Consider the following 17879-nt stretch of genomic DNA (forward strand, 5'->3'; position numbering starts at 1 on the left):
GAAAATTCGGGTGCGACTGCCGCTTAGTGCGAGTGACCGAGCGCGTCCGACAGCGGGACGCCGAAGCGGTCTTCGAACAGTTCTTCCATCGTCTCGTTGATTTCGGCGATGTCGGCCGGCGCGCCGCCTTCGCTGTGGTGGGCGACGACGTGGGCCTGCTGTGCGAACGCCTGCACGACGACGTCGGCGACGACGTCGGTCGGGTCTTCGCCCTGCTCCGAGAAGATGTCGACGAGGCCCGCGGGAAGTTCGAGCGCTTCGGTGTCTCCGTTCGGTCCCTCGATGGTGTACGTCTCAGTTTCGACCATGCCACCACGTGGGGTCGGCCGCGGGTTAAGGCTTGAGTTTGCGGGCGCGTCGGGGTCCCGCGCGAGCGCCCCCGAGCGCCGCAGTCGGGCGGAGCGCGCCTCCTCGTCTCCTCAGTCGGTCCGCGGAATCGCCATCGTCCCCGCCGCGAAGAAGGCGACCGCGAGGGCCGCGAGCACCGCGAGGTTGGTGACCCAGTCGCCGCCGCCGTAGGTGAGCGCCCGGACGCCGCGGGCGAAGTACGTGAGCGGCGAGAGGTTCAGCGCCGGCACGAACCACGCCGGGAGCAGGTCGGGCGTCACGAACGTCTCGGAGAGGAACAACAGGGGAAGCGCGATGGCGTTGCTCGCGGCGATGACGCCGTCCTGCGAGTCGGCGACGCTCCCGATGACGGCCCCGAGGCCGCAGAAGAGCGTCACGCCGAGCGCGACGAAGGGGACGATGGTGAGCGTCGCGGGCGTCAGCGGAATCGAAGCGCCCGTCACGAGCGCCGACAGCGCGAGGAGCAACAGCGCCGCGAGGCCGATGACGACGACGTTGACGAGCGAGTGCGCGAGGAGCCACTCGGCGCGGGACAGCGGCGTCGTCGCCAACTTCTCGAAGCGGCTTCCCTCGCGGTGGCGGGCGATGGTGCTGCCGACCCGCGACAGCGGGGTGAACAGCACGACGACCGCGAGATAGCCGGCGATGTAGTACTCCTTCGGCTCGGCGAACAGGCCGCCGCCGGTCGGTTGGGTCTGCACGAGCGCCCCGAAGATGACGACGATGATGGCGGGGAAGAAGAACGTGAAGAAGACCGCCGTCCGCCGCCGGAGGAACGAGTGCCACGAGGCGACGAACTCCGAGCGGACGCGGGCGGCGAGGCTCATCTGTCACCCCCGACCGCGGCGGCCGCGGCGGGCCGGGCCGCCTCGAACTGCTCGCCGGTCAGAGAGAGATAGACCTCTTCGAGACCGGGCTGTTTCCAGACGAGCGACTCGTAGACGACGCCCGCGTCGTCGAAGGCGGCGACCACGTCGCCGATGTCGCGCGGGCCGACGCCGTGGACGGTGATACCGTCTCCCGACACCGTCGCGTCGAGCGCGGCCGGGAGCGACACCGACCCGAGGGCCGCGTCGGCGTCGCCGTCGGTCCGGACGACGAGGCGGCTCTCGCCGCCGTAGTCGGCGACGAGGTCGTCCGGCTGGCCGACCGTGACGAGTTCGCCCGCGTTGAGCAGGCCCACGCGGTCGGCGAGGCGCTCTATCTCCTCCATGGAGTGGCTGGTGAGAAACACCGTCGTCCCGCCGGCGGCGAGGTCCTCGACGAGCCCCCACAGCGACCGGCGGCCCGCCGGGTCGATACCGGTGGTCGGCTCGTCCAAGAACAGCACGTCGGGGTCGTTGACGAGCGTCAGCGCGATGCAGGCGCGGCGCTGTTGGCCGCCCGAGAGGTTCTCGTACCACGTGTCGGCGGCGTCGGCGAGGCCGACCTCGTCGAGCACCGCGTCGGGGTCGCGGGCGTCGTCGTAGAGCCCCGCGTAGTAGGCCACGAGTTCGCGGGCGGAGAGCCGACCCGCGGGCCGGAACTCCTGCGGGAGGACGCCGAGGCGCTGGCGGTCCACCTCGGTCGGGTCGCGCCCGAGGATGGCCGCCGACCCCGAGTCCACCGCGGTCGTGCCCGTGAGGGCGCGAACTAACGTCGTCTTCCCCGCGCCGTTCGGACCGATGAGGCCGAAGACCTCCCCCTCGGCGACCGACAGGGAGACGCCCGAGAGCGCCTCCACGTCGCCGTAGGACTTCTTGAGGCCGTCGGCGGCGAGTACCTCGTCCATGTCGTACCCGTCGTCACCATCGGGTGGTAAGAGATTCGGAATCGCCGCTCGATTCGAGTCGCGGGGCGGGGCGAACGAGGAGGCCTCGCCGGCCCGACCGTAGCAAGCCTTACTCCGGTCGCGCCGTTCTACGTTGACATGAACGGTTCCCGACGCCACTTCCTCGCCGCGACCGGCGCGACCCTCATCGGCGGCCTCGCGGGTTGTGCGAGCGCGCCGACCGACGACGGCGCTGGCGGAACGACCGACAGCGACGCGACATCCGACGACACCGACGGCTCGACCGCGACCACGGACACCGGGGGCGACGGCTCCCTCTCGGGCCTCGAAGTCGCCTACGAGACGCTGGCGACCGGGTTCGCCTCGCCGGTCGACGTGGCCATTCCCGAGGCGTTCGGCGGGAGCCGCCGGTTCGTCGTGGACCAGCCCGGTCGAATCTGGTTGCACGACGACTCGGGACTACAGAGCGAGCCCTATCTCGACATCACCGACCGCGTCGTCGACCTCAACGGCTACGACGAACGCGGCTTCCTCGGCGTCGCCTTCCACCCGGAGTTCGCCGACAACGGGCGACTCTACCTCCGGTACAGCGCCCCGCGACGCTCCGAGACGCCCTCGAACTACAGCCACACGTTCGTCCTGAGCGAACTGACGGTCGACCCCGAGGCGACGACCGTCTCGGCCGACTCCGAGCGGACGCTGCTCGAACTTCCACAACCGCAGTCGAACCACAACGCCGGGGCCGTCGCGTTCGGCCCGGACGGCTATCTCTACGTCGCCACGGGCGACGGCGGCGGCGCGAACGACGAGGGGCGAGGTCACGCCGACGACTGGTACGACGCCGTTCCGGGCGGCAACGGGCAGGACGTGACCGAGAACCTCCTCGGGAGCGTCCTCCGAATCGACGTGGACGCGACCGGCGGCGTCTCCGGCGACGACGACCGGCCCTACGGGATTCCCGAAGACAACCCGCTCGTCGGCACCGACGGCCTCGACGAGCAGTACGCGTGGGGGCTCAGAAACCCGTGGCGGCTCTCGTTCGACGGCGAGGACTGCTACGTCGCCGACGTGGGACAGGGCGCGTGGGAGGAGGTGAACCTCTTGGAGCGCGGCGGCAACTACGGCTGGAACGTCCGCGAGGGCGCACACTGCTTCCGCGCGGGCGACTGCCCGACCGAGACGCCCGACGGCGCGCCGCTCATCGACCCGGTACTGGAGTACCCCCACAGCGGTGACGGACCGTCCGGAGTGGCCGTCATCGGTGGCCACGTCTACCGCGGCGAGTCGATTCCGGACCTCTCGGGCGCGTACGTCTTCGCCGACTGGCAGTCAGAGGGGAGACTGTTCGCCGCCCGCCCGAGCGAGTCGCGTCCGTGGGACATCGCGGAGATTCCCGTGGCGGACCGCGACGACGGCGGAGCGAACGTCCTCGCGTTCGGCCGCGCCCCCGACGGTGAACTGTACGTCTGCACCAGCGACCGGCCGATTGTCACCGGGTCGTCGGGCGCGCTGAACCGGCTGACCGGCGTCTGAGGGTCGCACCGTAACCCGCCCGAACTCGGGGTCTGGACCGGGGCGTTAGGCGTCGCCGTCGACGTTGACCCGCCTGCCCGTCGTCGACGACTCGTAGGCCGCCTCGGTCAGCGCGGTCACGTGGAGGGCGTCTTCGGCCGGGATGGCGAGGTCGGCTTCGTCGCGCGCGGCGTCCACGAAGTTCCGGAGTTTCTTCCGGGTCAACTCCTCGAAGTCGGGCGTCGGCGGCGTCGCGGTGTAGGTGGTTCCGTCCTCCGTCACCTCGATGGTCTCGCCGTCGAAGGCGACCATCCCCTCGGTGCCGATGACGCGGAGCGACTCGCCGGGTTCCGGCACGCTCTGTCCGTCGCCGGAGACGCCGACGCTCGCGGTGAGGCGGTCGCCGTCGCGGTCGAGGACGACCGCGAGCGCCGAGTTCACGTCCACGTCGTGGCCGCGGTGGTCGACCGCCGCGGCGACGGTCACCGGCGTCGAGCGCGTCACCCAGAGCATCGCGTCGAGGAGGTGCGACCCCGAGTCGTACAGTTGGCCGCCGCCCGACAGCGACGGGTCGCCGCGCCACTCGTCTTTCGTCCAGCGAATCCACTCCTGTTCGAGGTGGCAGACCACCATGTGCGGGTCGCCGATGCGGCCGCTGTCGATGACGCGTCGCAGCTCGTGGAACCGCGGGTCGAAGTGGCGCTGATAGCCGACTGCGAGTGTGAGGCCGCGCTCCTCGGCGCGGTCGATGAGCGCCCGCGCGCCGCCGAGGTTGGTCACCATCGGCTTTTCGAGGTGGACGTGGAGGTCGGCGTCGAGCGCCGCGAGCGCCTGGTCGAAGTGCTTCGTGTGCGGCGAGGCGATGGTCACCGCGTCGAGGAACTCGGCGTCCAGCAGTTCCTCGGTCGTCTCGTAGGTCGGCACGTCGAACTCGTCGCCGAACTGCTCGCGCACCTCGTCTGCGGGGTCGACGCCGGCGACGACGCGCACGCCCTCCAGTTCGTTGAGGAGGCGACACTCCAGCACGCCGAGGCTTCCGAGTCCGATACCTGCGACTCTGAACATGCCGTACCAGTCGCGCGGAAGCCGCAAAAGCGTGCGGGCGAGTCGCAAGGGATTCCCGGATGGCTCGTGTGGTCCGGCCATGGACGACGCAGTCCTCCAGCGGTTCGCCGTCGTGCTCGCGTTGGTCGGTGTGGCCCTTCACCTCGCGGCCCTCGCCGAGAACCCGTCGCAGGGGTTCCTCACCATCGGGTTCGGGGTTCTCCTCCTCGCGCTCGCGCTCGGCGGCGCGCCGCTCACACGCGAACTGTTCGAGGGGGACGCGAACCGTACCGAAGCCGAGCGGGAGACGACCCGCGCCGAACCGCCCGACTCCGAATCGCCCGACGCCGACGGACAAAGCTGAACCTCTCGCCGCTACTCGCACCCTTTAGTCGCCGGCCGTCGTGACATCGACCATGAGCCTCGACTATCGACGACTCGGGTCGACCGGCACCCGCGTCTCGGAACTGTGCTTCGGTACGTGGCGATTCGGTCGAAAGAGCAGCGGCGTCCTGGAGACCGACGAGGAGGAGGCCCACGAACTCCTCGACGCGTTCGAAGAGCGCGGCGGGAACTTCATCGACACCGCCAACGTCTACGGGAATCCGAACGGGACCTCCGAGGAGTACATCGGCAACTGGCTGGCCGAGCGCGACCGCGAGGACTACGTGCTCGCCTCGAAGGTGTACTTCCCGTTCGACGAGGACAACCCCAACGGGCGCGGCCTCTCGCGGACCCACATCCGCAACCAAATCGAGGGCACGCTCGACCGCCTCGACACCGACTACCTCGACCTCTACTACATCCACCGCTGGGACGAGGAGACGCCCATCGAGGAGACGCTCCAGACGCTCAACGGTCTCGTCGAGGAGGGGAAAGTCAACTACCTCGGCGCGTCCACGATGGCCTCCTGGCAGCTCACGAAGGCGCTGTGGAAGTCGGACGTCAACGATTACGCCCGCTTCGACGTGACCCAGCCGCTGTTCCACGCGGGTTACTACGAGGACGTGAAAGACTACCTCGACGTGTGCGGCGACCAAGACATCGCGATTTGTCCGTACTCGCCGCTCGCGGGCGGCTTCCTCACGGGCAAGTACGAGCGCGCCGACCCCGACGACCCGACCGAGTACGTCGCGCCCGACGGCGCGCGCGGGTCGTTCGACGAGCGCTTCGACCGGTTCTACGTCTCCGAGCGCGGCTGGAAGGTGCTCGACGAGATTCGCGCGGTCGCCGACGAGGTCGACGCCAGTCCGGCGCAGGTCGCGCTCCGCTGGCTGATGGACTACCCCGAGGCGACCGTCGTTCCCATCGTCGGCGCGCGGACGACCGACCAACTCGACGAGAACGTCGGCGCGGCCGACGTGGACATCTCGACCGACCAGTGGGAGCGCATCATGAACGCCCGCTACGACGAAGACGGTCGGCGCTGGGGCCACTAAGCGACCGCGAGCGACCGGCAGCTGGACTGACTTCCGCGGCTTTCGACTCTTTTCACGCGATGCCGAGGTCCCGAAAGAAGTCGCAGACGACGTGCACGTAGAGCACGACCGCGAGGAACGCCGCGAGCGACCCGACCCCCGAGAACGCGAGCGCGCCGACCGCGACGCCGCCGACGAGGTGGTGGCTCAGGAGGCGCTTCCGGTCGAACTCGGTGTCGAACTCCTCGAACACCCGCTCTTGGTCGAGCAGACCGACCCGCGGGTTCGTTACCGCGAGCCGCAGGTTCGCCCAGTCGCCGCGCTGAACGCGGGCGATGACGAAGTGGTCGAGGTCGACGAAGACGCTCACGAAGACCGCGCCGGCGACGAGAAGCGGCAGGCTCCCCGGCGGGTCCACGGCGACTGCGGCGGCCGCCCCGGCGACCGCCCCGACGACGGCGTGTTCGAGTGATTTCACGGGTCGCCCGGTCAGCCGACGTGCGGGCGGACCCGCCGGAGCACGAGGTCCGGGTCGAACTCGTCTTCCGACTTGTCCCAGACGCGCTCGCCGTCGACGGTGACGGTGAGGACGCCGTGGTCGCCCGTGACGAGCGCCACGCGGTCGAGTCGGTCGCCGAACTGTTCGAGCAGCGCGTGCTGGAGCGCCTCGGCGCGGTCGAGGAAGCCGCAGGGGACGCAGTATTCGATTTCGACCTCGGTCATGGACGGACGTTCACGGCGAGCGGGTAAAAGCGAGGGGGCGGCCGCGAGACTCCCGGGACGCTACTTCGACTTCCCGAAGCCGGGACGCCACCGGAGCAGGACCACGGTGACGAGGAAGACCAGCGTCGAGAGGTCGTACGAGAGCGTCGTCACGGTCGCCGCGATGGCCGTCCCGCCGCCGAAGACGCTCGTGGCGACCGACGCGAGGATGGGCCACGAACACGAGACACAAGAGAACAGGCCGACGACGCCGGAGACGGCCGCGCCCGCCGCCTCGACGACCGTGTCGTAGACGAGGAACGCGAGCGCCGCGTAGCCGACCACGCGCGCCGGCATGAGGACGAGGTTGAACAGGTCGCCGCCGTAGACGAGCGCCGGCCCCCATCCGGGCGGGAGGAAGGCGACGCGAAGTCCGTTAGTGCCGCCCGGAACGGGCGAGGTGACGAGGCCGCCGGCGACCGCCAAGAGCGCGAAGTAGCCGACCGCGACGGCGGCCGCCTTGCGCTTCGTCGCCGCCGGGGCCGGTGCCACGTCGGTGTCGAACATGACCCAGAGGCCGACGATGACCCACGCGACGCCGTAGACGGCGTAGCGCGGCGCGCCGACGCTCGCCTCGGTGAAAAGCAGGTAGACGAACGCCAGAATCAGCGTCGTGTTCACGGCGAAGGCGGCGCGGAGCAGACTGGCACGCGAGGGGCGGGGAAGTGCGGATGCGGTTGCCATGTGTGGGTGGATAGGTCGGGTCTCAGAGCGCGAGGGTGTCGACGACGATGGCGAGGAGCAGCATGCCGAGGTAGGCGTTCGACGCGTGGAACGCCCGGAACGCGGCGGTGTCGTCGCGCTCGTAGTGCAGGCGCACGACGAAGTAGAGGAACGCGCCGCCGAACAGGATGCTCGTCACGAGGTAGACGACTCCGAGGGCGTCCATGACCGCGAGGCCGGCCGCCGAGACGAGCGTCGCGCCGAGCCACCAGAGGATGTGCTTTCGCGTCTCGGTCTCGCCGCGGACGACGGGCATCATCGGGAAGCCGCCGCGGGCGTAGTCGTCCTTGTAGGCCAACGCGAGGTTGTAGAAGTGCGCGGGCGTCCACATGAAGATGACCACGGCGAGGACGATGCCGCCGAGACCGACGTCGCCGGTGACGGCGACCCAGCCGATGAGCGCCGGGAGCGCGCCGGCCGCGCCGCCGATGACGGTGTTCTGGACCGTGTTGGGCTTCAGGATGAGCGTGTAGACCACGCTGTAGAAGGCGATGGCGACGACGCCGAGAACGGCGGCGAGCCAGTTGACGGACGCGAACAGCGCCACCGACGCGACCGTCAGGAGCAGGCCGAACGCGACGGCGTTGCGGACGGGGACGAGGTCGACCGCGAGCGGCCGGTCGCTGGTCCGCTGCATCCGGCGGTCCACGTCGCGTTCGAGGACGTGGTTGAACGTGCCGGACGCGCCGATAGAGAGGACGCCGCCGCCGAGGGTCGCCGCGATGACCTCGGGCGTGAGGCCGGGCGAGACGGTGCCGGCGAGCGCCATCGCCGCCGACGCGACGAGACAGAGGAGCCACATCAGCCGCGGCTTCATCAGCCGGAAGTACGCGTTGACCGTCGCCTTCGCGCGGGCGACTGGTTCGGTCGGGACGGGCGGCCGCTCGCCGTCGTCGGCCGGGGGACTCATCGACGGCGTTCCCACCGGTGCGTCGTCGGGGTCGCCGGTGTCCGCTTCGAGGGTCCACGCGAGGGCGGCGAGGAGGCCGCCGAAGATAGCCATCCCGATGACCAAGTGGAGCGTCGAGAGCGCGGCACCGACGCCGACGGTGGCGACGACCGCGCCGAGACCGGCCTGCGCGGGGTAGAGCACCGCCGACGCGGTGACGGTGGCTCTCACCCGGCGAGACGTGTCGGTCCGCCACGCCGAGACGAGCGTGGCGAGCGTCAGGAGGCCGACGAGGACGGCCGCGACGCGGTGGCCGAGGGCGACCCAGCCGTCGAGCGTCGCGGGGAGCGAAAAGCCGTCTCCGCACGCGGGCCACGCGCTACACGCGGCGGTCGCGTCCGTGAGCGCGGTCGTCGCGCCGACGATGAGCAGGAGATAGACGCCCATCGCGGTCGCGGCGAGCAGGCCGTGGAACGTGTTCGAATCGCGATTCGTGGCCACGAAATTCACCTACGGACGTGTTGGGCCGTCCCGTATTTAGGACCCGCGCTTTTCCGCCTCGCGTTCGGGTGCCGCTCCCCGCGATATGGCGGGGGCGGGTTGATAAACGGCGGGCCGAGAGTCGGTACGCATTTATGCGGTTGTTCCTAAGTCTCGCTCAGCATGAGAAAGACGCGTTTCGCGCTCGCGTCCCTGCTCGCGACGGTCGTGATGGCGCTCGTTGCCACCCCCGCCGCCGCGCAGGCGTCCGCCACGTCGGAACTTATCAATCAGCTCAACGGGAAGCTGCTGTACGTCGCTATCCCGATTACCGTGCTGGTGGAGGTCATCCTCCTCTATACGGTCATCAAGTTCCGCAACAACGAGCGCGCACTGCCGACCAAGGAGAACCGCCGGCTCGAAATCACGTGGACCATCGCGACAGCGATTATCCTGCTTTTCGTCGGCGTCGCCTCCTACGGCGTGCTGGCCAACGAGAACGTCACGCACCAGGGCAACGACATCGCTATGGACGACGACCCGGTCGTCGTCACGGCCGAGGCCTACCAGTGGGGCTGGAACATGTACTACCCCGAAGAGGGTAACTTCTCGTCGGGCAACGAGATTGTCATCCCCGCCGACCGCCCCGTCTACTTCCAGGTGACTGCAACGGACGTGATACATGGATTCCACGTCCCCGAACTCGGCCTCAAGCAGGACGCGATGCCGGGTTCGACGAACACCATCAAGACGGTCGCCTACGAGGAAGGCACCTACCAGGGCTACTGTACTGAGTACTGCGGCGTCGCGCACTCCCAGATGTACTTCACCGTCGAAGTCGTCTCGCAGGAAGAGTACCAGAACTGGCTCGACGAGCAGCAGTCGGCCAACAGCGAGTCGTCCGGCGACTCGAACGCCACCGCGACGAACTCCACGCAGTAACGCATCCTCCCTTCTCTTTCGACGCTCCCCGCCGAGTGACGACGCTCGCGCTCGTTCGGTCGGTCGTCGGAGAACTCGTCGCGGGCCGCAGTCGGAGACGTTCCGGACGCGGACAGAAACTCAGCAGCGTCGCTCGACGATGCGGTCGATGATGCGACCCGTCGAGAGCAGTTCGTCGTCGTGGCGCTGCTCGCGCGGTGTCGCGCGCGTGACCTCGCAGTCGATGCCGCGGGCGTCGAGGGCGGCTTTGATTCCGTCCTCGTCGTGGTGCTGGTCGTAGCCGAGGACGATGACGTCGGGGTCAATCTCCTCGATGGGGACGAAGATGTCCTCGGCGTGGCCGAGGTGCGCCTCGTCGACCACGTCGAGCGCGGCGACCATGTCGCGGCGCTGGCGGTCGTCGAGTATCGGCTTCGGCTTGTGGGTCACGTTCTCGCCGCGGGCGATGATGACGTGGAGTTCGTCGCCGAGCGACGCGGCGTCCGAGAGGTAGTGGACGTGGCCGGGGTGGAGGATGTCGAAGGTGCCCTGCGCGATGACCCGTCTCATCGGTCCAACTCCGCGTCGATGTCGTCCTGCGTGAAGTCGAAGAACGATTCGGGGTCGGGGAGGTCGACGTCGAGCACGTCGAGGTCGCGGACCTCGCCGGACTGGTCGAACGCCTCCCAGTCGTCGGGGCCGTAGGGCGAGCCGATGATGATGTGGACTCGGCCGCTCCCGAAGGTGTCGAGGTCGGCGTCGCTCGGGCGGAGGACGCCGTTCGGGTGCGAGTGAATCGACCCGACGGCGCGGAAGTCGTTCGGCACGAGGTCGTTCCTGACGGTCGCGCTGTAGGGGTCCGAGACGGTCCCCGGAATGATGAGCACGTCCGTCACGACGTAGCCGTCGCGGTCGACGCCGACCCGTCGGGCCTCCTCGCCGCGGAGGAGTCCCATGTACTCGTTCGGATGCGTCTCCGCAGAGGCTTCGAGCGCGAAGTCGAGGGCGTCGGCGGCGATGCCGACGACCTCCCGCGACCGGAAGAGTCGCATACCGAACCGTCCGCGGGCGCTCCATCTAAGGGTTCCGGAACGCCGAGTCGGTCGCCGGAACGGAACCGCCATACTGAGGTCGGCGGTCGCCCGAACTCGGGTGTGACGCTCGATTCCGACCTCGTCGCTCGCGTGACGAGCGCGCTCGCCGCCGACGCGCCGCCGACCGCGACGACCGAACTCGACGGCGGGAACGTCGGGCGCGTCTATCGCCTCGACTTCGACGGGCGCGACCCCGTCGTCGCGAAGGTGGGCGACACGCCGCTCGACGTGGAGGCCGCGATGCTCGACTCGCTCGGCGCGGCCGGGCTTCCGGTTCCGGCGGTCCACCACGCCGACGCCGACCTGCTCGTCCTCGACTACGTCGCGGGCACGTCCGACCTGACCCCCACCGCCGAGCGCGACCTCGCCGCCCACCTCGCCGCGCTCCACGAGACGACCGCGCCGGCGTTCGGCTTCCCCTACGACACGCTCTCGGGGCCGTACCGACAGCCGAATCCGTGGACCGACTCGTGGGTCGAGTTCTTCCGCGACCAGCGCCTCCTGCCGTGGGCCGAGGCGGCGCTCGATTCGGGGCTCCCGGACGCGACAGCCGAGCGAATCGAGTCGGTCGCGGCTGACCTCGACGCCCTCCTCGTCGAACCGGCGGCCCCGCGACTCGTCCACGGCGACGTGTGGGGCGCGAACCTCCGCGTCCGCGACGACCGCGTCGTCGCCTTTCTCGACCCGGCGTGTTACTACGGCCACCCCGAGGTCGAACTGGCCTACATCGACTGGTTCGACGCCGCTGGCGACGCCTTCTTCGACGCCTACGACGAGTCTCGACCCATCGCCGACGGCTTCTTCGAGGACCGCTCGCCCGTCTACGCGCTGTTCCCGCTCCTCGAACACGTCCGCGTCTTCGGGGCCGACTACGTCCCGTCTGTCGAAGACGCGCTGGACGAACTCGGCTACTGACCGCCCGCGAAGGCGAGCTTCGAGCCGAATCGAGCCGTGAGAACCGGTCGCGCACGCGAGATGCTTTTGTAAAGCTTAACACTACCCCCTGACCTAGCGGGACTATGAGCGACGAGCACGCCGGGGATTCCGGCGACGACTCGGGTCCGAATTCGGACGCACGACCTATCGTCTATGATCTCGCACCGAACTGTACCGCCGACGACGTCGAGACCGGCGCGTACTACCACGCCGTCGTCAACGGCGTCGTGGAGTACGGCATCTTCGTCGACGTCTCCGATTCCGTCTCCGGTCTCATCCACGAGTCCAACCTCTCGGCCGACTACGAGGTCGGCGACCGACTGGTCGTCCGCCTCGAATCCGTCCGCGAGAACGGCGACATCGCGTTCGCCGAGGACACGCCCGACGACTACCGCACCCTGACCGTCGACCACGAACCGACCATCACGCCTATCTCCAGTCTCTCGGTCGGCGAGTCGGTCACGGTCGAGGGCGTCGTCACGCAGATCAAGCAGACCGGCGGCCCGACCGTCTTCCGCATCGCCGACGACTCCGGCATCGTCGCCGCCGCCGCCTTCGAAGAGGCCGGCGTCCGCGCGTTCCCCGAAGTGGACCTCGACGACGTGGTCCGCATGGCCGGCACCGTCGAAGACCACGAGGGAACCCGTCAGCTCGAAGTCGACGGCCTCACCGTCCTCGACGACGAGGCCGCGGCCGACGCCCGCCAGCGCATCGACGCCGCGCTCGACGAGCGCGCCGAGCCCGAACCCGTCGAACCGCTCGTGGAGTGGTCGGCGTTCGAGAAGCTCCGCGACGACCTCGAAGACGTGGCGCGCCTGCTCCGCCGGACGGTCCTCGAAGGCCGCCCGATTCGCGTCCGCCACCACGCCGACGGCGACGGCATGTGCGCGTCCGTCCCGGTCCAACTGGCCCTCGAACGGCTCATCACGGAGGTCCACGACGACCCCGACGCGCCGCGACACCTGTTCAAGCGCCTGCCGAGCAAGGCCCCGTTCTACGAGATGGAGGACGTGACCCGCGACCTGAACTTCGCGCTCGAAGGTCGCGCCCGCCACGGCCAGCGGCTCCCCTTCCTGCTCATGCTCGACAACGGGTCGACCGAGGAGGACGTGCCCGCCTACGAGAACCTCGCGCACTACGATGTGCCCATCGCGGTCGTCGACCACCACCACCCCGACCCCGAGGCGGTCGACCCGCTCCTCGACGCGCACGTCAACCCGTACCTCCACGACGAGGACTACCGCATCACGACCGGCATGATGTGCGTCGAACTCGCGCGGATGATTCACCCCGACGTGACCGACGAACTGCGTCACGTCCCCGCCGTCGCCGGGCTGTCGGACCGCTCGAAGGCGGAGGTCATGGACAACTACATCGCGCTCGCCGAGGACGAGGGCTACGACCGCGAACAGCTCCTCGACGTTGGCGAGGCGCTCGACTACGCCGCCCACTGGCTGCGCTACAACGACGGCGCATCCATCGTCAACGACGTGCTCAACGTCGGCTGTGACGACGAGGAGCGCCACCGCGAACTCGTCGAGTTCCTCTCGACGCGCGCCGAGCGCGACGTGGACCGCCAGCTCGAAGCGGCCGAGCCGCACCTCGAACACGAGCGCCTCGACAGCGGGGCCAACCTCTACCGCATCGACCTCGACAAGTGGGCCCACCGCTTTACCTACCCCGCGCCGGGCAAGACCACGGGCAAGCTCCACGACCGCAAGGTCCAGGAGACGGGCGAGCCGGTCATCACCATCGGCTACGGTCCCGACTTCGCCGTCCTCCGCTCCGACGGCGTCCGCCTCGACATCCCGCGGATGGTCGCCGAACTGAACGAGGAAGTCGTCGGCGGCGGCGTCTCCGGCGGCGGCCACCTCGTCGTCGGCTCCATCAAGTTCGTCAGCGGCATGCGCGAGGAGGTCATCGACAGCCTCGTCGAGAAGATGGCCGAAGCCGACATCGACGAAGAGCTGTCGACGACGGCGTAAGGTCGTAGTCGCGGCTCACACCGAACCTCATTCTTCGAACTCCAGTCGCCTGAGCGCCGCGAGTCCCACGACCACCGCGAGGGCGGCCGCGGCGACGAGTCCCGGCTTCGACTCCGCCCCGCGCCCGCTCGCCCGCCAGTCCGCCGCGAACGCCTCGCGGAAGTACGCCGCCGCGGCCGGGTCCGACAGCGCGAGGACGACTTCGCGGTTCTCGCGGGCCGAGTGCTGATTCCAGTTGAGACTGCCGACGAGGGCGGTGTCGTCGGCGACGACGCCTTTCGCGTGAATCGCGCCGAACCGCCCGCCGGGGCGCGCGAGCCGAGCCGAGAGCGGGCTCCCGGTCCTGTCGGCCCATTCGTTCAACCGCTCCGCGAGCGCGCGGTTTTCCTCCTCGACGTACCACGCGCTCCCGAGGAGGAGTCGGACCCGGACGCCGCGGCCGGCGGCGCGCTTGAGCGCGCGGACGAACGGGCCGTCGGCCTCGACGGACGGCTGTAGCACGTCGATTCGGCTGTCGGCGGCGTCGAGTCGGGAGACGACCGCCGATTCGGCGTTGTCGGGCGCGCGGATGACGGCGACGCGGTCGACCCGAACCGACTCGGGCGCGATGCGTGAGGGGTACGAACCGTTCGCCGACTCGGTGCGAACGAACGACCGGCCGACTCGGTACGTCTCCCACGAGGTGGTCTCCGGGAGCGTCGCGTCGGCTTCGAACGTGGCCGCGAGGTCGGCCGCGACGCTCGGGGAGCGCGCGACGACGCCCCACCCGCGGCTCTTTCGCCCGCCGGTCCCCGCCGGCTTCCAATTTTCCGTCATCACGAGCGCCGCGTCGTCGACGACGGCGTACTTCGGGTGGTGAAACGAGTGGGGGTCGCCGACAACGCGGACCGACACGCCCGCGTCGGTGAGGCGGTCGAGGACGCGCGCCGACCGCCGCGGGAAGCCGCCCACCGGGCTGTCTTCGACCAGTACCGAGACGGCGACGCCGCGCTCGCGAGCGGCGATGAGTTCGTCGGCGACGCGTGCGGAGGAGACGACGTAGCCGGCGAGCAGAATCCGCTCGTCAGCCGACCGGAGCGCCGAAATCGGGCGACCCGGCGAGTCGGGGAGGACGAACAGCGTCGCGTTCGCGGGGCCGTGGGTCGTGACGTTCCGGCGGGGAAGCGCCCGCGACCACCACGACCACGCGCCGTCCCGCCGTTCGAGGAGCGCACCCTCGCGGCTGCGGTCGTAGCCGAGGCGGTCCGCGACGACGCCGTTTCCGGCCGCATCGCCGTCACCACCGACGACGCGGAGCGTGACCGTCTCGCCGCCGTTCGCGAGGTCGAGGCCGGGCGTGACGACTGGGAGGTCGGTCAGGTTCGCCGCCGCGTCCTGGTCGGCGGCGACGGCGACTGTGCCGCCGGACGCGACGAACGAGACGGTGTCTTCGCCGTCGGACAGCGAGAGTTCGGTTCCCGCGGGCGCGGCGACGGCGACGAACTCCCCGCGGTCGTCGGGCGTCGCCGGGTCGGGCAGGGCGGCGACGATGCGCGCTTCGCCCGATGCCGAGGGGTCGGTAGCGGTGACTGATTCGGGTTCGTTCGTCGCGTTCGTCGCGTTCGTCGCGCCCGGCGCGGCCGCTATCGACGCGGGGACGACGGCCGCGGCCGCGATGAGGACCACGAGCGAGACGGCGAACGCGGCGGCGAGAGCGCGACGGGACACACCCCGCGGTGGTCGCGTTTCCCTACAAAAACGTTCGCGAGCGGTGGCTCACGCGGGCGACTGCGAGAGAAAGGGCGGAGAACCGCAGAACTGCGGGGTGCCGCGTCGTCGTGCGGCCTCAGACGGTCGCTTCGGCCTCGACGTCGTCGCCGAGGAACTCGGCGGCGAGTTCGGCCTCGCGCTGGACGAGGAACGAGCGGTCGTCGGTGTAGCCGGCGGCCGCTTCGAGCGCGTCTTCCGTGCCGATCTGTCGGAGCGCCCACGCGGCGCTGGCGCGGACGGAGTCCACGTCGTCGTCGGCGACGACGTCCGAGAGCGGTTCGACGGCGCGGGTGTCGCCGATGAGGCCGAGCGCGCGAGCGGCGGCCGAGCGGACGTTGTCGTTCTCGGTGACGAGTTTGTTCGCGATGGGCTGGGTCGCCTCCTCGGAGCCGATTTCGCCGAGCGCCTTGAACACGACCTTCTGGAGCGCGGGGTCGCTGTCGGTGTCGACGTAGTCGACGAGCATCTCGACGCCCTCCTCGGCGGCCATCTTCCCGATGGCCTTGATGACGCCCTTATCGCGGCGCTTGGCCTGCCCCTCGATGGTCTCGTAGGCGCTGTCGTCGTTCATCCGCGTGAACGCCTCGATGCAGTACTCCTGCATGAAGTCGGACTGGAAGCTCTCGAACGCGAGGGCAATCATCTCGACGTTGCCGCGCTTTTCGTGTTCCTTCAGCGCCGACAGCTCCGGCGGGTAGTCCTTGTAGTGGCCGAGCACGTCGTAGAAGCCCTGCACTTGGAGCTTCTCGCGGGTTTCGAGGTCGTCCCACTCCTGAGCGTCGTCGAGGCCGTCCGCGAGGCCGTCGGCGACCTCGATGAGGTCCGCGATGGTCTCTGCGTCCTCGTCGGCGTCGAGGTCGGCCGCTTCGACGGCCGAGACGGCGTCGTCGACGGCGGCGGTGAGCGCGTCTTCGTCGTCGCCATCGACCGAGACGCTCGCGTCGAGCACGCCGTTGAACTCGTCGGCGAACGTCTCGACCGCGGCGACGATTTCGCCTTCGCCCTGCTCGGTCCACCGGGTGTCCGTAATCGTGGATTTGGCTTCTTCGAGCGTCTCGACGGCGTCTTCGGCGTAGGGTCCGCGCTGGGATTCGAGGTCGTCGCGCAGGTCGGACAGGCGCGATTCGAGCTCCTCGGCGGGGTCCTCTTCGTCTTCGTCGTCCGGTTCGGGCAGGTCCGCGGCCTCCACGTCGGCCTCGATGTCGTCGAGCGTGGCCTCGACCTCGTCGAGGTCGGCTTCGGTCTCGGCCGCGTCGAGAGCCTCCTCGGCCTCGGTCAGGCGCTCGTCGAAGCTCTCGGGCGAGAGTTCTGTCGTATCGTCGTCCCCGTCACTCATATGCCGGAAGTCCGTTCGACTGTAAAAAGAGCGTTTCCCTTCGCTTCGCGTCTCGGACCGGGACCGACCACCGATTCCATCCGGGTCACTTTTTCGCGACCCGTCCGTCCCTCCGAGCGTGACCGGTCCAACCATCGCCGTGCCACAGCGCGCGGCGTTCGACCTCGACCCGGCGCGAAACGAGGCAGACGTGCGCGCCCGCGCCGCCGACCTCCCCGAGGCGGTCGATATCGCGCTGTTCTCCGAGTACGCGCTCACGGGGTTCGTCGCCGACAACCGCGCCTTCAGCGGCGCAATCTCGCGGGCGCGCGCGACCGACTTCCTCGCCTCGGTCGCCACGGAAAACGAGTTCGACGTGCTCGCGGGCTACCTCGAACGCGACGGCGAGGCGCTCTACAACGCGGCCGCCTACGTCCGACCCGACGGCTCGGCGACCGTCTACCGCAAGCGACATCTCTGGGGCGGGGAGTCCGAGGTCGTCACGCCGGGCGACGAACTCGTCGTCGCGGACACGCCCGCGGGACGGACGGGAATCCTCACCTGCTACGACCTGAACTTCGTCGGCGACAGCGCCGCGCTGACCGACGAGCGAATCGACGCCCTGTTCGTCGTCGGCGCGTGGCCCGCCGCCCACTCGACGAACTGGCGGCTGCTCTGTCGCGCCCGCGCCCTCGACGGGGTTCGGTGGCTCGTCGGCGCGAATCGGACGGGGAGCGGAACGGTCTCCGACTCCGCGGGCTCGGAGTACGCGGGTCGCTCGCTCGTCGTCAGGCCCGACGGCGTCGTCGCGGCGGCGCTGAACCGCGGCGAGCGCGACCTCGTCTGGACGCTCGACCGCGACCTGCTCGCCGAACAGCGCGCGTTCGTCGGCTCGGTCGAGTAGCCGAAACCGGACTGCATCACCGGAACCG

Annotated in this window: 19 protein-coding genes; 7 read left to right on the forward strand and 12 right to left on the reverse strand. The window is 69.7% G+C overall.

Going from position 1 to position 17879, the window contains the following annotated elements:
- Nucleotides 1-23: 23 nt before the first annotated feature.
- The 3 genes from AUR65_RS01250 to AUR65_RS01260 form a co-directional block, all read right to left on the reverse strand.
- Entirely contained in the window at nucleotides 24-308 is a 285-nt protein-coding gene (locus AUR65_RS01250) for a DUF7545 family protein (RefSeq protein ID WP_058566675.1), read from the reverse strand.
- A gap of 111 nt (nucleotides 309-419) precedes the next feature.
- Nucleotides 420-1175: an ABC transporter permease gene (locus AUR65_RS01255; protein ID WP_058566676.1), complete on the reverse strand. Its 756-nt coding sequence runs from the start codon at nucleotides 1173-1175 to the stop codon at nucleotides 420-422.
- Nucleotides 1172-2119 (reverse strand): ABC transporter ATP-binding protein, encoded by a 948-nt coding sequence (locus AUR65_RS01260; RefSeq protein WP_058566677.1) that lies wholly within the window; start codon nucleotides 2117-2119, stop codon nucleotides 1172-1174. The genes AUR65_RS01255 and AUR65_RS01260 overlap by 4 nt, the downstream gene beginning before the upstream one ends.
- A 138-nt stretch (nucleotides 2120-2257) precedes the next feature.
- Between AUR65_RS01260 and AUR65_RS01265 the strand changes: the two genes are divergently transcribed.
- Nucleotides 2258-3652, forward strand: coding sequence for a PQQ-dependent sugar dehydrogenase (locus tag AUR65_RS01265; RefSeq protein ID WP_058566678.1), 1395 nt, complete (start codon nucleotides 2258-2260; stop codon nucleotides 3650-3652).
- A gap of 45 nt (nucleotides 3653-3697) precedes the next feature.
- Here AUR65_RS01265 and AUR65_RS01270 read toward each other — a convergent pair whose 3' ends face one another.
- Nucleotides 3698-4696 carry a Gfo/Idh/MocA family protein gene (locus AUR65_RS01270; protein WP_058566679.1) on the reverse strand — a complete coding sequence of 333 codons (999 nt, stop codon included), beginning with the start codon at nucleotides 4694-4696 and terminating at the stop codon, nucleotides 3698-3700.
- Between the two features lie 79 nt (nucleotides 4697-4775).
- On the opposite strand from AUR65_RS01270, the gene AUR65_RS01275 reads away from it, so the two are divergent.
- Both AUR65_RS01275 and AUR65_RS01280 read left to right on the forward strand, forming a co-directional pair.
- Nucleotides 4776-5039 carry a hypothetical protein gene (locus tag AUR65_RS01275; protein ID WP_058566680.1) on the forward strand — a complete coding sequence of 88 codons (264 nt, stop codon included), beginning with the start codon at nucleotides 4776-4778 and terminating at the stop codon, nucleotides 5037-5039.
- Nucleotides 5040-5091: 52 nt separating this feature from the next.
- Nucleotides 5092-6114, forward strand: coding sequence for an aldo/keto reductase (locus tag AUR65_RS01280; protein ID WP_058566681.1), 1023 nt, complete (start codon nucleotides 5092-5094; stop codon nucleotides 6112-6114).
- Between the two features lie 52 nt (nucleotides 6115-6166).
- Here the strand turns inward: AUR65_RS01280 and AUR65_RS01285 are convergent, their stop codons facing one another.
- Genes AUR65_RS01285 through cyoE form a run of 4 tightly spaced genes read right to left on the reverse strand, consistent with a single transcriptional unit; the run spans nucleotide 6167 to nucleotide 8968 of the window.
- The gene (locus tag AUR65_RS01285) at nucleotides 6167-6571 is read right to left on the reverse strand and encodes a metal-dependent hydrolase (RefSeq protein ID WP_058566682.1); all 405 of its coding nucleotides are present in this window, start codon (nucleotides 6569-6571) and stop codon (nucleotides 6167-6169) included.
- Between the two features lie 11 nt (nucleotides 6572-6582).
- A complete protein-coding gene (locus AUR65_RS01290) occupies nucleotides 6583-6816 on the reverse strand; it encodes a SelT/SelW/SelH family protein (protein ID WP_058566683.1) in 234 nt (77 codons plus the stop codon).
- 60 nt (nucleotides 6817-6876) lie between these two features.
- Nucleotides 6877-7539 carry a DUF7546 family protein gene (locus tag AUR65_RS01295; protein ID WP_058566684.1) on the reverse strand — a complete coding sequence of 221 codons (663 nt, stop codon included), beginning with the start codon at nucleotides 7537-7539 and terminating at the stop codon, nucleotides 6877-6879.
- 22 nt (nucleotides 7540-7561) lie between these two features.
- Nucleotides 7562-8968, reverse strand: coding sequence for a heme o synthase (cyoE, locus tag AUR65_RS01300; protein WP_058566704.1), 1407 nt, complete (start codon nucleotides 8966-8968; stop codon nucleotides 7562-7564).
- A 162-nt stretch (nucleotides 8969-9130) separates the two neighbouring features.
- Here cyoE and coxB point away from each other — a divergent pair, with 162 nt between their 5' ends.
- Complete coding sequence (gene coxB, locus AUR65_RS01305) at nucleotides 9131-9889, forward strand: cytochrome c oxidase subunit II (protein WP_058566685.1); 759 nt, start codon at nucleotides 9131-9133, stop codon at nucleotides 9887-9889.
- A gap of 120 nt (nucleotides 9890-10009) precedes the next feature.
- Here coxB and AUR65_RS01310 read toward each other — a convergent pair whose 3' ends face one another.
- Both AUR65_RS01310 and AUR65_RS01315 read right to left on the reverse strand, forming a co-directional pair.
- Nucleotides 10010-10438 carry an adenylyltransferase/cytidyltransferase family protein gene (locus AUR65_RS01310; protein ID WP_058566686.1) on the reverse strand — a complete coding sequence of 143 codons (429 nt, stop codon included), beginning with the start codon at nucleotides 10436-10438 and terminating at the stop codon, nucleotides 10010-10012.
- Nucleotides 10435-10920, reverse strand: a complete 486-nt coding sequence (locus AUR65_RS01315; protein ID WP_058566687.1) for a Mov34/MPN/PAD-1 family protein — start codon at nucleotides 10918-10920, stop codon at nucleotides 10435-10437. The genes AUR65_RS01310 and AUR65_RS01315 overlap by 4 nt, the downstream gene beginning before the upstream one ends.
- Before the next feature lie 102 nt (nucleotides 10921-11022).
- Between AUR65_RS01315 and AUR65_RS01320 the strand changes: the two genes are divergently transcribed.
- Together AUR65_RS01320 and AUR65_RS01325 are read left to right on the forward strand one after the other, a co-directional pair.
- Nucleotides 11023-11877 carry a fructosamine kinase family protein gene (locus AUR65_RS01320; protein WP_058566688.1) on the forward strand — a complete coding sequence of 285 codons (855 nt, stop codon included), beginning with the start codon at nucleotides 11023-11025 and terminating at the stop codon, nucleotides 11875-11877.
- A 104-nt stretch (nucleotides 11878-11981) separates the two neighbouring features.
- A complete protein-coding gene (locus AUR65_RS01325; RefSeq protein WP_058566689.1) occupies nucleotides 11982-13883 on the forward strand; it encodes a DHH family phosphoesterase in 1902 nt (633 codons plus the stop codon).
- A 27-nt stretch (nucleotides 13884-13910) separates the two neighbouring features.
- Here AUR65_RS01325 and AUR65_RS01330 read toward each other — a convergent pair whose 3' ends face one another.
- Together AUR65_RS01330 and AUR65_RS01335 are read right to left on the reverse strand one after the other, a co-directional pair.
- Nucleotides 13911-15590: a phospholipase D-like domain-containing protein gene (locus AUR65_RS01330; protein ID WP_058566690.1), complete on the reverse strand. Its 1680-nt coding sequence runs from the start codon at nucleotides 15588-15590 to the stop codon at nucleotides 13911-13913.
- A 118-nt stretch (nucleotides 15591-15708) separates the two neighbouring features.
- Complete coding sequence (locus tag AUR65_RS01335; RefSeq protein ID WP_058566691.1) at nucleotides 15709-16968, reverse strand: HEAT repeat domain-containing protein; 1260 nt, start codon at nucleotides 16966-16968, stop codon at nucleotides 15709-15711.
- Nucleotides 16969-17086: 118 nt separating this feature from the next.
- Between AUR65_RS01335 and AUR65_RS01340 the strand changes: the two genes are divergently transcribed.
- Nucleotides 17087-17851 carry a carbon-nitrogen hydrolase family protein gene (locus AUR65_RS01340; protein ID WP_058566692.1) on the forward strand — a complete coding sequence of 255 codons (765 nt, stop codon included), beginning with the start codon at nucleotides 17087-17089 and terminating at the stop codon, nucleotides 17849-17851.
- The last annotated feature ends 28 nt before the right edge of the window (nucleotides 17852-17879 follow it).

Origin of the sequence: Haloferax marisrubri, assembly GCF_001469875.2 — an archaeon.
GTDB lineage: Archaea > Halobacteriota > Halobacteria > Halobacteriales > Haloferacaceae > Haloferax > Haloferax marisrubri.

Coding starts and splice junctions, on each gene's coding strand:
- AUR65_RS01250 (WP_058566675.1), bottom strand. CDS start 308: ATGGTCGAAACTGAGACGTACACCATCGAGGGACCGAACGGAGACACC.
- AUR65_RS01255 (WP_058566676.1), bottom strand. CDS start 1,175: ATGAGCCTCGCCGCCCGCGTCCGCTCGGAGTTCGTCGCCTCGTGGCAC.
- AUR65_RS01310 (WP_058566686.1), bottom strand. CDS start 10,438: ATGAGACGGGTCATCGCGCAGGGCACCTTCGACATCCTCCACCCCGGC.
- AUR65_RS01280 (WP_058566681.1), top strand. CDS start 5,092: ATGAGCCTCGACTATCGACGACTCGGGTCGACCGGCACCCGCGTCTCG.
- AUR65_RS01290 (WP_058566683.1), bottom strand. CDS start 6,816: ATGACCGAGGTCGAAATCGAATACTGCGTCCCCTGCGGCTTCCTCGAC.
- AUR65_RS01260 (WP_058566677.1), bottom strand. CDS start 2,119: ATGGACGAGGTACTCGCCGCCGACGGCCTCAAGAAGTCCTACGGCGAC.
- AUR65_RS01325 (WP_058566689.1), top strand. CDS start 11,982: ATGAGCGACGAGCACGCCGGGGATTCCGGCGACGACTCGGGTCCGAAT.
- coxB (WP_058566685.1), top strand. CDS start 9,131: ATGAGAAAGACGCGTTTCGCGCTCGCGTCCCTGCTCGCGACGGTCGTG.
- AUR65_RS01265 (WP_058566678.1), top strand. CDS start 2,258: ATGAACGGTTCCCGACGCCACTTCCTCGCCGCGACCGGCGCGACCCTC.
- AUR65_RS01295 (WP_058566684.1), bottom strand. CDS start 7,539: ATGGCAACCGCATCCGCACTTCCCCGCCCCTCGCGTGCCAGTCTGCTC.
- AUR65_RS01335 (WP_058566691.1), bottom strand. CDS start 16,968: ATGAGTGACGGGGACGACGATACGACAGAACTCTCGCCCGAGAGCTTC.
- AUR65_RS01275 (WP_058566680.1), top strand. CDS start 4,776: ATGGACGACGCAGTCCTCCAGCGGTTCGCCGTCGTGCTCGCGTTGGTC.
- AUR65_RS01315 (WP_058566687.1), bottom strand. CDS start 10,920: ATGCGACTCTTCCGGTCGCGGGAGGTCGTCGGCATCGCCGCCGACGCC.
- AUR65_RS01270 (WP_058566679.1), bottom strand. CDS start 4,696: ATGTTCAGAGTCGCAGGTATCGGACTCGGAAGCCTCGGCGTGCTGGAG.